The sequence below is a fragment of the Companilactobacillus futsaii JCM 17355 genome, assembly GCF_001435505.1.
Lineage (GTDB): Bacteria > Bacillota > Bacilli > Lactobacillales > Lactobacillaceae > Companilactobacillus > Companilactobacillus futsaii.
Map to the genome: position 1 here is coordinate 33,577 of NZ_AZDO01000023.1, position 15,819 is coordinate 49,395.

Here is a 15,819-nt window from a genome sequence, read left to right on the forward strand (position 1 = left end):
ATTAATTGTTCAATGGTTTTACTTCTAGTAATTGGTCAGCAATTTTTTTGGCAAAGTCAGGATCGTGGGTAATGACGATTTGAGTGATGCCAGTCTTTTTAAGATCCAAGATGACTTGTGCGACAGTATCACGAAGACTTGGATCTAGTGCTGAAGTTGGTTCGTCGTAGCAAAGAATTTGTGGTTTCATGGCTAAAGCACGGGCAATGGCGACACGTTGTTTTTGACCACCAGACAATTCAAAGGGATATTGTTTTTTGAGACTAGCAAGGCCTAATTGAGCTAAAAGTTCATCGACATTTTTTTCAACAGTTTGTTTATCTTGTTTTAAGACCATTTGAGGAGCTAGAGCAACGTTTTCCATAACGGATAGATGAGGGAAGAGATTGAAATCTTGGAAAACAACACCAACAACACGTTCTTTGACTGATTCATCGAAAGGATCAAATGGTTTGTCGTTTAAAGTAAAGCTACCAGAATCGATTTTTTCCAGTCCAGCGATGCAACGTAAGAGAGTAGTTTTACCGGCACCACTAGGTCCAACGATACTAAGAATAGAATTATCTTTAACTTCGAGATTTAAATTATTTAAGATGGTCTTGCCATCAAAGCTTTTAGTAATATTATTTAATTTCAACATATTTTCTCTCTCCTAACGATAATAACTGAAACGTTTTTCTAGAACTTTTAGTACCCAGGTACAAATTAGAGTTAATAACAAGTAGATGATACCAACTAAGACTAATGGAAGTAAGGTAACATCACGTGAACTGGCAATATTTCCGGCACGAAGCAAATCGCCTAAACCAATTACATAAACTAAAGATGAATCCTTAACCAAGTTGATGACTTCATTACCAATTGAAGGTGGTACGATTTTGACAACTTGAGGAATAATGATTTTACGAATCGTTTGCCAATAACTAAGTCCAAGTACTTTAGCACCTTCGAATTGTCCCTTGCTGACAGTGGAAAAACCACCACGGAAGATTTCTGCAAAGTAAGCAGTGTAATTAAGAATAAAAGCAAACAATGCAGCGTCATATCTTTCAAAGACGATATGTGCAAATGGCATGTTAGGCAAGCCGTAGAAAACAAAAATTAATTGTAATAGTAAAGGAGTTCCTCGCATTACCCAGATGTAAAAGGAAATGATCCAACTGAGTGGTTTGAATTTGGAACTTCGTCCTAGCGATACCAAAACTCCTAATGGCAATGAACAAACAAGTGTCCAGAAGAAGACTTTTAAAGTCATTACCGTACCACTAAGAAGTGACGGTAAAATTTCAAAAATATAATTCATCATAATATCTCTCCCCTTTACAAATATAAAAAAACGCCCACTAGCATATAGCTAGAGGACGTCTTGACGTGGTTCCACCTCGAGTTCGTTAGTATCTCACGATACTAACCTCAAGAAGTTATTGTAAAAAAATACCCTCCTAGTCAAAAGACTAAGAGGGCGAATATTCGCGGTTCCACCTCTGGTTCCTAATACCTCACGATATTAGGCTCACGAAGTTACAATAACTTCAGTTTTAACGGTGCTACCGAAATGACCTACTTGATTCAATCATTCAACTTACAGATGTGTTTCGTCAAGGACTAGATCAACTCGCACCAACGTTGATTCTCTGGACTAGTTAACTTGATTACTCTTCTGTCGTCGTTTTTTATATTTGTTTTAAAATGTTGAAACTATCGTACGGCCTAAAATAAATAATGTCAAGTTTTATTTATTAGAAATTGACATATGATGTTATTTATAATATATTGTTACTGAAATGATATTATACGTCGTATAGTATTAGAGAAATGAGGAGATAATATGGCAATTCAAGTTTCAACTGAGATTCTTGAAGGTTCAGTTTTAGCTCTGTTAACTAAGCAAGATTACTACGGTTATGCGATTACTCGGGAGATAAAGAAGAGTTTTCCCATTTCGGAATCAACGATGTATCCAATTCTTCGGCGGTTAAAAAAGGAAGAATGGTTAAGTACATACGATGAGGCTTACGAAGGTAGAAATCGTCGCTATTATCAAATAACAGACTTAGGCAAAAAACATTTAGAACAAATCAAAGTTAATTGGCAGGAATTAAAGGCAGCCACAGATGCTATCTTGGAGGGGAAAAATGAAGAATAAAGCAATTAATTCGTACATTGATGAATTTAAAATTTATTTACATCAACTGGACGAAAAAGAACAAGATGATGTTATTGAATTTTATCGTGAATATATGATCGATGCTAATTTGCAAACTTCAGATAAAATAATCAATGAGTTGGGAACGCCCAAACATTTGGCCAGAAAGGTCTTAGCAGATTATTCTATTAAGATGTCAGAAGATAATTATCAAAACATCAATAATGGTCAAATGACTAGTAATGAACGAGTGTCACGTAATTTGAAGATGATTGGATTAGTAATTTTGGCTTTGATGGCTTCTCCAGTAGCAATAATGATTGCAATCATCTTAATTCCACTCTTATTGACCATTTTAGGAATGATTGCCCTTATGGTGTTGTTATTTTTATTTTTGGTCGCAATGTCGGTCGTCGGTGGAATAGGAGCTATCTTTATTGGTTTATCAGTTATTTTTCAATCATTTGGGACAGCTATCTTCTACGTTGGGATTGGATTATTGATATTGGGTGTTGATTTCTTCTTGATTCCCATCGTTATAGCGCTAGTAAAATGGTGCTTTAGCGTAGTAGTTATTTTCTTCCGTTGGCTAGGCAAGAAACTACTTTACGGACGTAAAACACCGATGAAGGGGGATAGGACTAATGCGTAAGTATTTTGTCACAGGTTTTTATTTATTGATAGTTGGTGGAATTCTCCTACTAGGTGGTATTTTGATGGGAGCTAATCGTTCAGTTGTTTGGAATCATGGTTTTAAAGTAGAGCAACATATCAACGAAACTTATCCATTAACGGACTTTAAAAATGTCTACGTTGAAGGCAATGACACAAATGTTAATTTTAAATTGGGTGACCGTTATAAAATCCATATCGATGGTGATAAATCACAAATGCCAAGTTATCGAGTAAAAAAAGATACTTTAACTGTTACTGGCAAGAAGAAAAATAAGCACGTTGGCGTTGATGTTTTAGGGCGTGCCAAAGTAACTATCACCATTCCGATGAATAAAACACTTGAAAATGTTAATCTTCGTTTGGCTGACAGTGCCATATACATTAATGATGTAACGATAGAACATCTCATTAAAACAGCCAAAGATATGGATTATGATGCGCAACTCTATATTAAAGATGCAACGATAAATAATTTAGATAAAATTAATTTGTATGACGCTAACTTTGAGGCAACTAATTCTAAAATAAATAACATGACATTGGTTGCCAGCCAGTATTCTGATATCGTAATAAAGAATTCAACACTAGTTAAAACGAGTATCAATTTAAATGAATCGTCGTTAAAGGTAAAACAGTCTAATTTAGATTCAATGAACTCTTTAGCTAATCACAGTCGAATAACAATGGATAAAGTGGTTTATATGAATACAAATGATTTCAGGATTTTCAGTGGTGGTCATTTTACAGGTAGCGATATGACTGCTGATGGACTGGATTTATCAACGGATGATGGAGTAGTTCGCTATCTAGATAAAGATTACGGGCATGAGTATCAAAATAAAATTGATGCAGGCAATCTTTTACGTGTAAAAGCAACCAAAGGTTCAATTACAATCAAGTAAATTAGTAGCTATTAACTATCTTTGTTATAATGGCGTTATTGTAATTGTGAGGGATATAGATGAATAATAATCGAATATCTGCCTTGGAGATCAGACGTGAAGCCCACAAAGCTTTTCGAAAAGACATTAAAGGAAATATTTCACTTAATGTTGTTCCAATTCTTTTGAGATTTCTGGCAGTGTACTTTGGAACTAAAATTTACACAACGTGGATGGCTAACTTAAATGTTAATTTGGCTGATCCATCACAGGCTAGTCAACGACTATCAGAAATTTCTACCAGTATGGCAAATGATCCTAGTTCAGCTAGTAAATTTATGCTGACGTTAACTCCTGAAACGAGTGTGGCTGTTTATGCCTTTATGTTTTTCTTTATCATGATTTGTATCGGCGTTTCATATACTTTGATTGATAAATTGCGCAATCCGGATTATCAAATCAACGCTTTAAAAGGAAGTCTACAGGCTTTTTCTGGCCGTTATTTCTTTCCACTATTGTTCATAACGGCGTTATTTGGACTATTTTTAGAGGCCGGTTTAATGTTGTACATTATTCCTGGAATTTGGTTCTTGATGATCTTTTCGCAGGCTTTCTTTATTTTTAAAGATGATGTGGCTGATCAGAATAAATGGACTTTGCGTATGGCTTTTTCTAGTTTTAGTCGTAGTTCAGTCTTGATGCGTGGATATAAGTGGGCTTATTTCTCACTTTGTCTTGAATTCTTCTTTTGGGAAATTTTGAATATTTTGACACATGAATTATTGTCGATTTGGTTACAACCGTATGAACAGTTAACGATGGCTATTTTTTATCAAAAAGTTTTAGAAAATAATCAGCAAAAATAAAAGAATCCCCAGTGTGTAATCACATTGAGGATTCTTTTTTAGCGTGTTTCTACAAATATATAATCGATGGCCTTAGCACCAATTGTTAGGTTAGAACCATCTGCTTTTTTAACGACTAAAGAATTGTCGAATTTTTCATGTTTGATAACTTCAATTGTATCGTCGATATCTAAGTTTAAACTGCCAAAGTATTGAAGAAAGTCATAGTTGTCAGATACACGGACAATTTGAACTTTAGTTCCATCAGGAATCATACTGAGTAACTTATCGTCGGCATCAGTTTCACCTTGACCGTTACCGGGGATGATACCACCATGGGGACAACGTTGGGGATGATCAAGGAAATCATTTAGATGATCAATCAAATCGTCGTCAGAAGCATGTTCAAGCGCATCAGCGTTGTGATGAACATTGTCAACTGGATATTTGAGACATTGATTGAGAAATACTTCCCAGAGTCTATGTGTACGAACTAGTTTTTCAGAAACTTTATTTCCTTTAGGTGTTAAAACAATTTTGTTGTATGGAGAATGTGTTAGGTAGCCTTCAGAGGCTAGAGCATTCAACATTTCAGTAACGGATGGAGCAGACACATTCATGATTTCTGAAATACGTTTGTTAGTGATCTTTGTGAAGTCATAATTCAATTCATAAATGGTTTTTAAATAATTTTCTTTGTTAGGGGACAATTTTACAACCTTTCGTTTAGCCTAATAATATTCTTAGCCCTTCTATTATAGCGCATATTGTTCAACTTTGATATTGCTTAATGTTAAAATAAAAATGTGCTTGAGAAATTGAGAAGGGGAAGATTTATATGAGTGAACCAAAGCGCCATTTCGATTGGTTTGGTTTTATCATTGGTCTGATTTCTTTGTATGCGGGTTATTTAGTATTGTGGTATCCTCTCAATAGTTTATCGACCATTGCTGGGATTTTCGGCTTTTTTGTAATTTTAAGAGGGGGTTACCAATTATGGTTTGGCTCTCAAATGACACGTTTTTTAGGTGTTAGAAGTGGTTGGACGATTTTTTCAGCCATTGTGAATATTATTATCGGTATTATTTTCATTGCTCACCTTAATGTGGGAGTGATCGTAATCATTTATATGTTTTCAATTTGGTTTTTGCTAGATGCGGCTTTCCAGATTTTTACCGCTCGTTTTTACCATTTCTTCGGTAAAAAATATTATTGGTTGATCGTGATTTTAGCAGGATTGAATCTCTTATTTGCGATTGTTTTATTGTTCAATCCAGTTTTGGCAGGAGGTTTCATTGTTTTCTTGTTAGCCTTTTTCTTCTTTGCCACAGGAGTAGCCGAAATTATTGAAGCATTTTAAATAAAAGCATTCTCTACACGAGACAATTTTGCTAAAATGTAGAGAGTGTTAATGCCGTCTTAGCTCAGATAGGTAGAGCATCACCATGGTAAGGTGGGGGTCGTCGGTTCAAATCCGATAGACGGCTCTTTGATAGCAGCTGTACGTTTTGCGTATAGCTGCTTTTTTCTTTAAAAAAATCCTAATAATCGTTCATTAAACATATAGTTTTAAGAACTAGATGACATAGTTTACAGAATTAAAATTAATGGTATTATTAATCGGTGACTTAAATACAATTGGTCACTATTTAATTTTGAGGGGGTAGACTATGTATCAAATTTTAACGGATTCAGAATGCGACCTACCTTTGGCAACACTGAAGGATAGCAATGTTGATGCAATCTGCTTCCATACGAAAATTGGTGCTAAAGACATCTACAATGATTTTGGTCAAAGCTACGATATTGAAAAGTTTTACCAAAAGATTCAACAAGGAATCATGCCCACTACCACGCAAGTAAATATTGGTGAGTACCTTGAATTCTTCAGACCATATGTAGAAAAAAAGATCCCAATCGTTTATGTTGGCTTTTCTGGAGGATTGAGTGGTTCTTTAGCTAGTTCAAAACAAGCTAGAGACATTTTGTTAGAATCATTTCCAAAGGCAACGATAGAAATCATTGATACAGCTGCAGCCAGTGGGGGTGAAAGCCTATTAGTTTTACAAGCTATCAGATTACAAAAAGCTGGTAAAAGTTTACAAGAACTAGTCGAATGGTTTACAAATAATAAATTACGGCTTCAACAATGGTTTACAGTTGATAATTTAAATTATTTGTACCATGGTGGTCGAATTTCCCATACATCGGCGGCTTTAGGTACATTACTAAAGGTAAAACCTATTTTGGATGTTGATCCTAATGGAAAATTACGCATGGTTGAAAAAACACGGACACGTAAGAAATCACTTTTAGATCTGGCTAATAAAATAATTCCGGCAATTCAAAATGATGTTGATCAACCAATCATTATTACAACTAGCGGAGATTATGAGGCTGCTCAAGTTGTTAAAGATAAAATTCAGGAGACGATTTCTGAAGCGGACATTCAAATTTATCCGATTGGAATGACTATTTCAAGTCATACAGGTTTTGGTTGCGTAGCAGTATTTGCTATGGGATCTGACAATCGACAATAATTTTTTCTCCCCACGACTATATTTACGAAATAATCCAAGCTCAATTCAAGTAAATTGGGCTTTTTTCTTATCAAAAAATAAAAATTGTATAAAAGTAAGCTCTTTTGATTTCTCATAATTGCTTAGTAATGCTGTTAAATTAATCTTTTTCGTAATTTCTCGGTAATGAATAAGTTATAAGATTATAATTTAATATTAATTTGACAATATTTTGGAGTAGCGTAATAATTTTCATAAATAATATTATTACCTGATTTATTACCACTAGATAATAATTATTCTAAATTGAAGAGGGAGATTTAGTTAATTATGTTAATAAAAAAGGGAAAAGAATGGGCTCTATCTTGTGTAGCTGTGAGTGCAGCAGTTTTAATGGGGATGTCAACAACAACCCAAACTGATGCCGCAACTACTGTCAATAATGGTTTTACTAGTACTTCTGTAAGCGATAACTCAACTGCATCACAAACAGCAAATACTACGAATGATGCGACAACTCAAGGTTCAGCACAATCAACGAGTACAGCAAATAGTACGACAACACAAAGTACATCACAAAAACAAACAGCGGTTACTCAATCCGTAAATGATGATGTCCAAAATGGTGGAAGTGTTAGTGATGACTTTAGTAATGAAAAAAGTAATCAATTAGGTTATGCATCAAACTTCCATATTTTTGCTAATGAAGCAACTTTGAATGCACATACTAATGGTAATTTAGCTGTTGGTACTTTAAATGGAAACGTAAACTTTGGTACAAATATTCGTGAGGGCTATTTGAATAAAGATATTTCTTATGTTCAAAATCACAATGCTATCGCTTCTAGTTCATTTGTCCAAGGAACTGATGATCGGACCAATAAAGTTGTTTTTGGTGAAAACAATGATGTGGATGTTACCAACCCAACCAAAACAAATGTTGATGGAACTAACATTGATCACTTGACTAAGGATGAAACATATCAAGATAAGAATGGTAATACGTATATTGATTTTGGTTCACAGTTCTCACAATTAGAGAGTAAATCAAACACACTTTCTAACATGGAACCAACTGTTTCCGTTCAAGCTAGTGATTTTCCAGATCGTAACCAACGAGTTATCAATTTGGAAGATTACAACCCTAATGAAAACAATCAAATTATTATTAATTTGGATGCAGACGTTTTGACTATGGATACACCAATCTATATTTACGGTTTATCTGCTGATAAGGGCGGTACAAGTGTCATCATTAATGTTGATACTAAAGGTCAAGATCCATACGATGTTAATTCACAAGTCAAGTTGACTTTTAACGATGGTGAAGGGGCTGATGCCAATAATAAGGAACGCCCTAACCAAGAAACAGAATATTTTGATGATAATCACTTGCTATGGAACTTCTACGACAGTACAGCTAGTGATAACTTGTACACAGGAACAATCGATGTCAAACGTCCATTCCAAGGTAGTGTTTTGGCTCCAAAGGCAACTGTCATAGCTGATGCTAACCTTGATGGTAATATTGTAGCTGATAAAGTAATCGTCAATGCCGAAACTCACAGATGGGATCTTCAAGATGACAATGCTACAGAAACAGAATTTGAAAGACCTGTAACAATTCCTGGAGAAGTGGATCCTGATGAAGTAATTACTGATAAAGGTGACGAAAATGACGGCGGCAATATCGAAAACCCTGATGAAAAAGAAGAGGAAGAAGATATTGATCCTGACACTGGTGATTTAATCGAAGTTGATGGTGGTTCAGAAGGTCAAAAGCCAGATACTGACGATAATGGTGAAGAAGATAAAGAAGACGAAGATAATGAAGGTTCAGAAGAAGAAAATAATGGTTCTAATGAATCTAACGAATCCGAAGAAGGAACTGATGGACCATTAGATGGTGATGGCAATGCTATTACAAGTGGTGGTTCAGAAGGAAATTCTGAAGGATTATTACCAGGTGTTGCGGGTAACAATATTGCTGAATCACAAGGTTCAAGTTCAGATTCTGGAAAATTGCCACAAACTGGTGAAACAACTGGAATTCTTGCCACAATTTTAGGTGTGATTTTAGTAGCCTTTGGCGCAATTTTGAAATTTACTAGAATCAAAAAAGAAGATTAATTTTAGATAAAAATAAAGCCTCCACGATTGATTTCGTGAAGGTTTTATTTGCGTTTTTTAGAATTACCAGTTAACAAGTAATTGATACCGGGAATCCAATTTAATATCCAAATGATGATGATCGATAAAATTAAGACAACGATATATCTTAAGAAAGTAGCAGCCAATCCACCAATAGCAATGTGATTCATGAACCAAGGTTCGATGAAAAGAATTAATAAATTGTGAATCAAGTAAACTCCGAACACTAGTGGTGATAAGAATTCAAAAGTTTTAATTGTAATCTTAGATTTGATTTTACTGCCCCATTTTTGTAGAAGTATAAAAGCAGCGACTGACATGATAGGAATGTAGATTGAAGTTACATAGTAGCCATTATTGCTATCAAAAATTCTAGGTACAGCTTCAGAAATGAAATTACCGCCTAAACCAGCAATTAAGAAAATGGCAATTAAAACAAGATTATTAGTTTTTTCAATTTTTATTTTTGTTAATAAGTAACCAAGGATAAAGTATCCTGTGAAACCTCCAACTAAGAAAAAACTAGCTACTGGCGATAAAGTTAAGATTTTTGAGTAATCTTTAGGCAACATTACAGCAAGGGATGGTAAGAGTGAACAAGTAACTAACCAGATCCCTGTAACATAAATCAACATTTCGTTAGAAGCTTGTTCAACAAAAGTCCTGATCACTGGAGAAAGAATATAAATTCCAACGAGTGGATACATAAACCAAAGCGTTGGGGAAGTTGGTTGATAAAGAATAGTTTTAACAACGCTCATTACGTTTTTAAAAGATAATGAATGTGCATAAATTCCAACAACAATAGGTGATATAACTGACCACATGATAAATGGAATAGCCACGTGTGGGATTCTTTTTTTCCAAGTATAACTTAAAGAAGTCGTTTTTTTACTATTGAGCAAGAGTGATCCAGAAATCATAAAGAAGACTGGTACACTGATGTGAGCAAAATAATTTAAAATTTTAGTGATCTGCCATTGTCCACTGCCAACGTTCAAAGTAGTATCAATAGCAGAAACATGGATAAAGACCACTAAGAGAATGGCAATAACACGGATAAAGTCTAAATAAAAAATCCGATGGCTTTTATTCATAAAAAAAATCCCTCCAAATGCAGGTTTGGTTAAGATGCTGTCGCTCGTAAAATCTCTGTGGTTGGTTGGAGCGTTGGCGACTAGATTTCAATTCTTTAGTTTGATAGCTTTAAATTAAAGTTAATTAAATACTTGTACTATTTCCCATTTAATTGAAATATGGTTAAAATCCACTATCTAGTCGTGCCCACAGCGTTCCAGCGTTTTCCAGGGCCGAACGGACGACGGTATCTACATCTAATACCAAATCTAAATACTCTATTAATAATAGTTGAAAACAGGAAGAAAATGAAGTATTGGCGTATGATATAATGACAAAGTAAAATTATTGATTGGAAGAAGTTATTATGCGCGTAGGAGAATCTCCAGGAACAGATTTTGTCAGATATTTAATATGGATAGCATTTTCCATCGTAACATTGATGTTGAAAAATAATGCGGCAAATAGCAAAGGATTGGATATGCCAATCATGATAGCCTTCTTTGTCGTTGGATTAATTACGCTATTTTTGATGATTAGAAAATATATTCGAGAAGAAAAATCGTTTTCCGATACAGCAGATGGTTTCGTGTATTCGTTATTATCTAATGCTGGATTGGTCAGTTTAATGATAATTTTGGTTTGCTTGATGCGGATCATGGTCAGTTATTTGCAGATTACTGGTAAATTACCCAAATTTGCTAACGATGATGTTTCAAGTGCTGAGCAGAGCGTTTTCGTCTTTAATATGGTTGCAAATGTTTTTGTCATAACGATTCAACAGCAATTAGTACAGACTGGATTTTTCTTTAATTATTTCTTTAGAAAGAGTTCAGCATACAGTGCCATTATGGGAATTCTGTTGAGTGGAGTTATTGGTGGATTGATTAGTTTACCTGGCTCCTTGTTGCAATTCTTCATGATGATGGCCCTAGGTTGGTGCTATGCTTTGACATACTTGTACACTAAGGATGAAAAGATAGCCATCTTTGTAGCTATGGTTAGTGCAGCAGTAGGAACAATTATTATTTAAATACCGATTAAGTCTAATGTCGTAGTTTGAAACTATGGCATTAGGCTTTTTTTAGTGGGGACTATCAGTAACGAAGTATCTAAAGCAATTCTGGTCAATCCTGATTTTAAATAAAAAAATAGGTTGATGTTGTCACCGTTGGGCTCAAAAAATTGTGTACAATGAAGACAAAAAATAAATGAGGGTGACAGCATGCAGGAATGGTTAGTTCGAGAAAATGTTAAATTGAAAATTGTTGATCCTAAAGATGCAGAGAGTCTTTATGAACAAATCGAGAAAACCAGGCCTCAATTAGCTAAATTTATGCCTTGGGGTGAGTCGACCAAATCCGTTGCCAGTGAACGAGCTTTTCTGGAATATTGTCAGGATCGCATGGCTTCAAAGAATCTCTGGAATGCCAGTATTTGGATCAACGGGCACCCAGTCGGTATGATAGATTTGCACAATATCGATCTTGATAATAAGCGTGCTGAAGTTGGCTATTGGCTAGGAGGAGAATTCCAAGGTAAAGGCATCATGACTGATTGCCTGAAAAGGTTATTAGAAATTGGCTTCGATGAACTAGGTTTACACAAGATTAAACTTATGGCAGAAGAAGTTAATCCTGCTAGTAATGCAGTTGCTAAAAAGGTTGGCTTTCAGCTTGAAGGAACTTTGAAGGATGAAATTTATTCAGCTGGGAAATATCACGATGCATTGTTGTACGGATTGGTAAAATAGCTAGGAATGACAAAAACTCCAATGAGATACCCACGTAGGGATATTTCATTGGAGTTTTTTAGTTATTGTTCAGAAATTAAATCTGAAGATTCATTACTTAACAATGGTGAAACTGTGCTGTCGACACATAAAGTCAAACTGTGCATGGCTCGAGTACAGATAGTATAAAGAACATCAGTACTGCGACTGTCAGGATAATTTTTGGCTGAGACATCATGACCGATTACAGCATCGAATTCTAGTCCCTTAGCTAAGTAAATTGGCAAGACTAGAATTCCCTTTGGAATCGAACGAAAGTCAGCATCAACTAAAGTAATAATCGATTCATCACTGAAGTGAGTGTAAATTTGTTCAGCTTGAGCTTGGTTACGTGTCAAAATAGCGACTGTTTCGTATTTCTTGTTGAGTTCTTTGGCGGTTTCTTTCAAACCTTGGTAATAATCGTCATCATCAAAGACTTTAATGACTGGATCTTCACCTTGGCGAGAGAAGGCTTTGATTTCTTCACCATTTGGCAAGAGTTTAGTAGCAAAGTTAGTTATTTCCGCAGTGGAACGATAACTTTGGTTTAGCGTAATAGTGTTAATGCGTTTTTTACTAAATAATTCGTTGACTTCAGTTACAAGGTCTTTTTGACGATAGGAACTAGTCAAAACATCTTGAGCCCGGTCGCCTAACAAAGTCATCTTAGCATTTGGAAAAGCATGGGCGATGTATTTAAGTTGAGCCATTGTATAATCTTGAACTTCATCAATGAAAATGTGTTGGATCGAGTGATTGACACCACCGTCAGTTACGATATCGCGTAAATAAAGGATAGCAATTGAATCACTGAGATTTAGTTTGTGAGATTCAATGTTGTCGTCGATAGCTTCGATCATGGTTTGCCAAACACTGTCAGAAACTAAGTTTTGATCCATTTCGTTGAGTAAGAAGAGATATTCTTTGTAAGGATTAAAGAAATAGTCGTTGATGAGGGCGTTATAAATTGGTGCATAACGTTCCTTCAAAAACTCTTCGGCAATGATTTCACGTTGATTAGTTGATTCTTCAATGTTGTGGTCAGTGATTATTTGTTGGAAATCTTCATCAGACAAATTATCGATTTCAGCTTGAACCCAATCTTCGTTACGATCCTCGTGGATTCGTCTTTGAAGACGTTTGATCAGAGTGTTTTTTGTCTTTAAGAAACGATCGTTAATATGGTAAGCGTGATTGATAGAATCATAAATTTCAGCCATTTCAGCTTTAGTAAAGAAAGGTTTGCCTTCAAAGATAATATCTTCAAAATGCAAAATATGTTCTGGGTGATCTTCTTCAAGTTCAGCTAACTTATCTAAGAAGTCGCCACTTTCTTTATAAAGACGCATTTTAACAGTTGACTCTGGCAAATTACGTTCATCTTTTTCATAACGTTCAAATAAAGTTTCTACTTGAACCCCGGTCAAACGTAGGGAAATAAATTCATTCAATGTAACTTGACGCATATTTCGTTCACCTAAACTAGGCAAGACTTCAGAGATGTAATTACTGAATAATTTATTAGGTGAGAACAAAACAATATTGTCGGCGTTCATCGTCGAACGACTGTGATAAAGCAAGTAGGCCACTCGTTGCAAGATAGCGGAAGTTTTACCAGATCCAGCGACACCCTGAACCAATAAAACGTCAGAGCGGGTATCACGGATAATTGCATTTTGCTCGTGCTGAATTGTGGCGACGATGTTCTTTAAATATTCATCGCTGTATTCACTCAAGACAGATTGGAGAATTTCGTCCCCAACAGTTTCATTAGTATCGAACATATTTCGAATATGATTTTTAACAATTTGAAATTGGCGTTTCTTTTTTAAATCTACTTCAGCTTTACCATTGGGAGTTTGATAATGGACTTTGCCGAGCATCCCGTTGTAGTAAATTCCTGAAATTGGAGCACGCCAGTCATAAATTAAGAAATTACCGTCATCGTCTTGCAAAGTAGAAGTACCAATATAAAGGGTATCTTCTTCGCCATCTTCGACGATATCAATTCGTCCAAAATAAGGTGAACCTTGGAGGTTTTCTAATTTGAGACGGTTGGCGTTTAAAATATTTTCATTTTCAACTGCCAAGGCAACCAATTGCTTTTGTTGTTGAACAGAGGCATTGGTTTCCATTTGGTCGTCGACTTCAAAGGTATTAACTTTGGTATTTTCACCGTAATTGCGATAAATACGATGAGTTTCTTGATGAGCTTGGGCAATACTTTGGTCAACTCGTTTGATCTTGTTGTCGATTTTTTCAGCAACCGAATTGACTCTTTGTTGTTCTTCATCTTTTGATTGATTAATCGTCATTAAAATCCCTCTCACGTTGACAATTTGTCGATTTTTAATTATGCTAATAGCAATTAGAGTACATTAAAGCATAAGCATTTTTTAGTACTAATTCAAGTAAGTTGGTTCAGAGAATAACTTCATGGCTGCAAAAGTTATCGACCTTGAGTTAGGAAGTGGGTATGGTTAGTCACCTTATAACTTCGAGTGGTAGAGTAATCTACAAGACAGGTGGCACCACGTTTTTGCGTCCTATTATTTAAGATAATAGGACGCTTTTTTTATTGTGGAGAGCCATTATACCACCAGAAAAATCTTTGTGCATTAATTAATTCAGGAGGAAAACATGAAAACAAATACTATTTTAACTGGAGATCGTCCCACAGGGAAATTACACATTGGACATTATTTAGGTTCATTGAAAAATCGCGTTAAGCTTCAAAATGAAGGTAAGTACAAGATGTTTATCATGATTGCTGATATGCAAGCTTTGACTGACAATGCTCGTGATCCTCAAAAAGTCCGTAATAGCTTGATTCAAGTTGCTTTGGATTATCTCTCAGTTGGAATCGATCCTGCTAAAACTAATATTTTAGTACAATCACAAATCCCTGCTTTGAATGAATTAACGATGTATTACTTGGATTTAGTTTCAGTTTCACGTTTGGAAAGAAATCCCACTGTTAAAACAGAAATCAAACAAAAGAGTTTCGGTCAAAGTATTCCTGCCGGATTCTTAACTTATCCAGTTAGCCAAACTGCTGATATTACTGCTTTTAAGGCTGATACAGTTCCAGTTGGCGATGACCAAGAACCAATGATAGAACAAGCACGTGAAATCGTTCGTACTTTCAATAATACATATAACGTTGATACTTTAGTTGAACCAGAAGGCTATTTCCCACCTAAAGGACAAGGTCGTCTACCTGGTATCGATGGTAATGCTAAGATGAGTAAATCGTTAGGCAATTGTATTTATCTATCTGATTCAGCTGACGAAGTTACTAAGAAAGTTATGTCAATGTACACTGATCCAGATCACGTTCACGTTGAAGACCCTGGTAAAATCGAAGGCAACACTGTCTTTACTTACTTAGATGCTTTTGGTACTGATACAGAAAAGATTGCTCAATTAAAGGAACAATATCAAGCTGGTGGTTTAGGTGATGTTAAAGTTAAACGTTATCTAAATGATGTTTTGCAAGAAATCCTTGAACCAATCCGTAATCGTCGTGCTGAATACGAAAAAGATATTCCTGGTGTTTATGACATCCTTAAAAAGGGTAGCGACAATGCCAATATTGTTGCTAACCAAACTTTATCTGAAGTTAGAAAAGCTATTGGAGTCAACTATTTCGACTAGTTTCTGAAAATTAAAAACGTTTTTACAGAAAAATGCTATGCTTAACTCTTGATTTTATCAAGAGTCGGGTGTAGCATATTTTTTGTTCTAAAAT

General features: G+C 35.2%; 15 protein-coding genes, 1 tRNA gene and 1 other annotated feature. Of the genes, 11 read left to right on the top strand and 5 right to left on the bottom strand.

Annotated elements, in window-relative coordinates:
- Position 1: 1 nt before the first annotated feature.
- A complete protein-coding gene (locus tag FC88_RS02790) occupies positions 2 to 640 on the bottom strand; it encodes an amino acid ABC transporter ATP-binding protein (RefSeq protein WP_057812563.1) in 639 nt (212 codons plus the stop codon).
- 12 nt (positions 641 to 652) lie between these two features.
- A complete protein-coding gene (locus tag FC88_RS02795; protein WP_057812564.1) occupies positions 653 to 1,306 on the bottom strand; it encodes an amino acid ABC transporter permease in 654 nt (217 codons plus the stop codon).
- Between the two features lie 149 nt (positions 1,307 to 1,455).
- Positions 1,456 to 1,676 (bottom strand) — a binding site (T-box leader).
- Positions 1,677 to 1,828: 152 nt separating this feature from the next.
- On the opposite strand from FC88_RS02795, the gene FC88_RS02800 reads away from it, so the two are divergent.
- The 4 genes from FC88_RS02800 to FC88_RS02815 are packed head-to-tail and all read left to right on the top strand — an operon-like array spanning position 1,829 to position 4,568.
- The gene (locus tag FC88_RS02800) at positions 1,829 to 2,146 is read left to right on the top strand and encodes a PadR family transcriptional regulator (protein WP_057812566.1); all 318 of its coding nucleotides are present in this window, start codon (positions 1,829 to 1,831) and stop codon (positions 2,144 to 2,146) included.
- On the top strand, positions 2,136 to 2,798 hold the full coding sequence (locus tag FC88_RS02805; protein WP_057812568.1) for a DUF1700 domain-containing protein: 663 nt from the start codon (positions 2,136 to 2,138) through the stop codon (positions 2,796 to 2,798). The genes FC88_RS02800 and FC88_RS02805 overlap by 11 nt, the downstream gene beginning before the upstream one ends.
- The gene (locus FC88_RS02810) at positions 2,791 to 3,723 is read left to right on the top strand and encodes a DUF4097 family beta strand repeat-containing protein (protein WP_057812570.1); all 933 of its coding nucleotides are present in this window, start codon (positions 2,791 to 2,793) and stop codon (positions 3,721 to 3,723) included. Before FC88_RS02805 ends, FC88_RS02810 begins: the two co-directional genes overlap by 8 nt.
- A gap of 59 nt (positions 3,724 to 3,782) precedes the next feature.
- Positions 3,783 to 4,568 (top strand): DUF975 family protein, encoded by a 786-nt coding sequence (locus tag FC88_RS02815; protein WP_057812572.1) that lies wholly within the window; start codon positions 3,783 to 3,785, stop codon positions 4,566 to 4,568.
- A gap of 38 nt (positions 4,569 to 4,606) precedes the next feature.
- Here the strand turns inward: FC88_RS02815 and FC88_RS02820 are convergent, their stop codons facing one another.
- Complete coding sequence (locus tag FC88_RS02820; protein WP_057812574.1) at positions 4,607 to 5,257, bottom strand: metal-dependent transcriptional regulator; 651 nt, start codon at positions 5,255 to 5,257, stop codon at positions 4,607 to 4,609.
- Between the two features lie 128 nt (positions 5,258 to 5,385).
- Between FC88_RS02820 and FC88_RS02825 the strand changes: the two genes are divergently transcribed.
- The 4 genes from FC88_RS02825 to FC88_RS02840 all read left to right on the top strand — a co-directional run bounded on the left by FC88_RS02825 (position 5,386) and on the right by FC88_RS02840 (position 9,196).
- Complete coding sequence (locus FC88_RS02825) at positions 5,386 to 5,907, top strand: DUF308 domain-containing protein (protein WP_057812576.1); 522 nt, start codon at positions 5,386 to 5,388, stop codon at positions 5,905 to 5,907.
- A 53-nt stretch (positions 5,908 to 5,960) separates the two neighbouring features.
- Positions 5,961 to 6,034 (top strand) — tRNA-Thr (locus FC88_RS02830).
- Positions 6,035 to 6,217: 183 nt separating this feature from the next.
- A complete protein-coding gene (locus tag FC88_RS02835) occupies positions 6,218 to 7,087 on the top strand; it encodes a DegV family protein (RefSeq protein ID WP_057812578.1) in 870 nt (289 codons plus the stop codon).
- Between the two features lie 309 nt (positions 7,088 to 7,396).
- Positions 7,397 to 9,196: a collagen-binding domain-containing protein gene (locus FC88_RS02840; RefSeq protein ID WP_057812580.1), complete on the top strand. Its 1,800-nt coding sequence runs from the start codon at positions 7,397 to 7,399 to the stop codon at positions 9,194 to 9,196.
- Between the two features lie 44 nt (positions 9,197 to 9,240).
- Here FC88_RS02840 and FC88_RS02845 read toward each other — a convergent pair whose 3' ends face one another.
- Complete coding sequence (locus FC88_RS02845) at positions 9,241 to 10,314, bottom strand: acyltransferase (RefSeq protein ID WP_057812583.1); 1,074 nt, start codon at positions 10,312 to 10,314, stop codon at positions 9,241 to 9,243.
- Between the two features lie 347 nt (positions 10,315 to 10,661).
- On the opposite strand from FC88_RS02845, the gene FC88_RS02850 reads away from it, so the two are divergent.
- Positions 10,662 to 11,327: a CPBP family glutamic-type intramembrane protease gene (locus FC88_RS02850; protein ID WP_057812585.1), complete on the top strand. Its 666-nt coding sequence runs from the start codon at positions 10,662 to 10,664 to the stop codon at positions 11,325 to 11,327.
- A gap of 192 nt (positions 11,328 to 11,519) precedes the next feature.
- Positions 11,520 to 12,047: a GNAT family N-acetyltransferase gene (locus FC88_RS02855; protein WP_057812587.1), complete on the top strand. Its 528-nt coding sequence runs from the start codon at positions 11,520 to 11,522 to the stop codon at positions 12,045 to 12,047.
- Positions 12,048 to 12,109: 62 nt separating this feature from the next.
- Here FC88_RS02855 and helD read toward each other — a convergent pair whose 3' ends face one another.
- Positions 12,110 to 14,383: an RNA polymerase recycling motor HelD gene (helD, locus tag FC88_RS02860; RefSeq protein WP_057812589.1), complete on the bottom strand. Its 2,274-nt coding sequence runs from the start codon at positions 14,381 to 14,383 to the stop codon at positions 12,110 to 12,112.
- 325 nt (positions 14,384 to 14,708) lie between these two features.
- Between helD and trpS the strand changes: the two genes are divergently transcribed.
- Positions 14,709 to 15,725 carry a tryptophan--tRNA ligase gene (trpS, locus tag FC88_RS02865; RefSeq protein WP_057812591.1) on the top strand — a complete coding sequence of 339 codons (1,017 nt, stop codon included), beginning with the start codon at positions 14,709 to 14,711 and terminating at the stop codon, positions 15,723 to 15,725.
- Positions 15,726 to 15,819 lie beyond the last annotated feature (94 nt).

Bases quoted from the DNA above. Each gene is read 5' to 3' on its own strand.
- FC88_RS02835 (WP_057812578.1), top strand. From the start codon at position 6,218: ATGTATCAAATTTTAACGGATTCAGAATGCGACCTACCTTTGGCAACA.
- FC88_RS02800 (WP_057812566.1), top strand. From the start codon at position 1,829: ATGGCAATTCAAGTTTCAACTGAGATTCTTGAAGGTTCAGTTTTAGCT.
- FC88_RS02795 (WP_057812564.1), bottom strand. From the start codon at position 1,306: ATGATGAATTATATTTTTGAAATTTTACCGTCACTTCTTAGTGGTACG.
- helD (WP_057812589.1), bottom strand. From the start codon at position 14,383: ATGACGATTAATCAATCAAAAGATGAAGAACAACAAAGAGTCAATTCG.
- FC88_RS02810 (WP_057812570.1), top strand. From the start codon at position 2,791: ATGCGTAAGTATTTTGTCACAGGTTTTTATTTATTGATAGTTGGTGGA.
- FC88_RS02840 (WP_057812580.1), top strand. From the start codon at position 7,397: ATGTTAATAAAAAAGGGAAAAGAATGGGCTCTATCTTGTGTAGCTGTG.
- FC88_RS02825 (WP_057812576.1), top strand. From the start codon at position 5,386: ATGAGTGAACCAAAGCGCCATTTCGATTGGTTTGGTTTTATCATTGGT.
- FC88_RS02855 (WP_057812587.1), top strand. From the start codon at position 11,520: ATGCAGGAATGGTTAGTTCGAGAAAATGTTAAATTGAAAATTGTTGAT.
- FC88_RS02850 (WP_057812585.1), top strand. From the start codon at position 10,662: ATGCGCGTAGGAGAATCTCCAGGAACAGATTTTGTCAGATATTTAATA.
- FC88_RS02790 (WP_057812563.1), bottom strand. From the start codon at position 640: ATGTTGAAATTAAATAATATTACTAAAAGCTTTGATGGCAAGACCATC.
- trpS (WP_057812591.1), top strand. From the start codon at position 14,709: ATGAAAACAAATACTATTTTAACTGGAGATCGTCCCACAGGGAAATTA.
- FC88_RS02805 (WP_057812568.1), top strand. From the start codon at position 2,136: ATGAAGAATAAAGCAATTAATTCGTACATTGATGAATTTAAAATTTAT.
- FC88_RS02815 (WP_057812572.1), top strand. From the start codon at position 3,783: ATGAATAATAATCGAATATCTGCCTTGGAGATCAGACGTGAAGCCCAC.
- FC88_RS02845 (WP_057812583.1), bottom strand. From the start codon at position 10,314: ATGAATAAAAGCCATCGGATTTTTTATTTAGACTTTATCCGTGTTATT.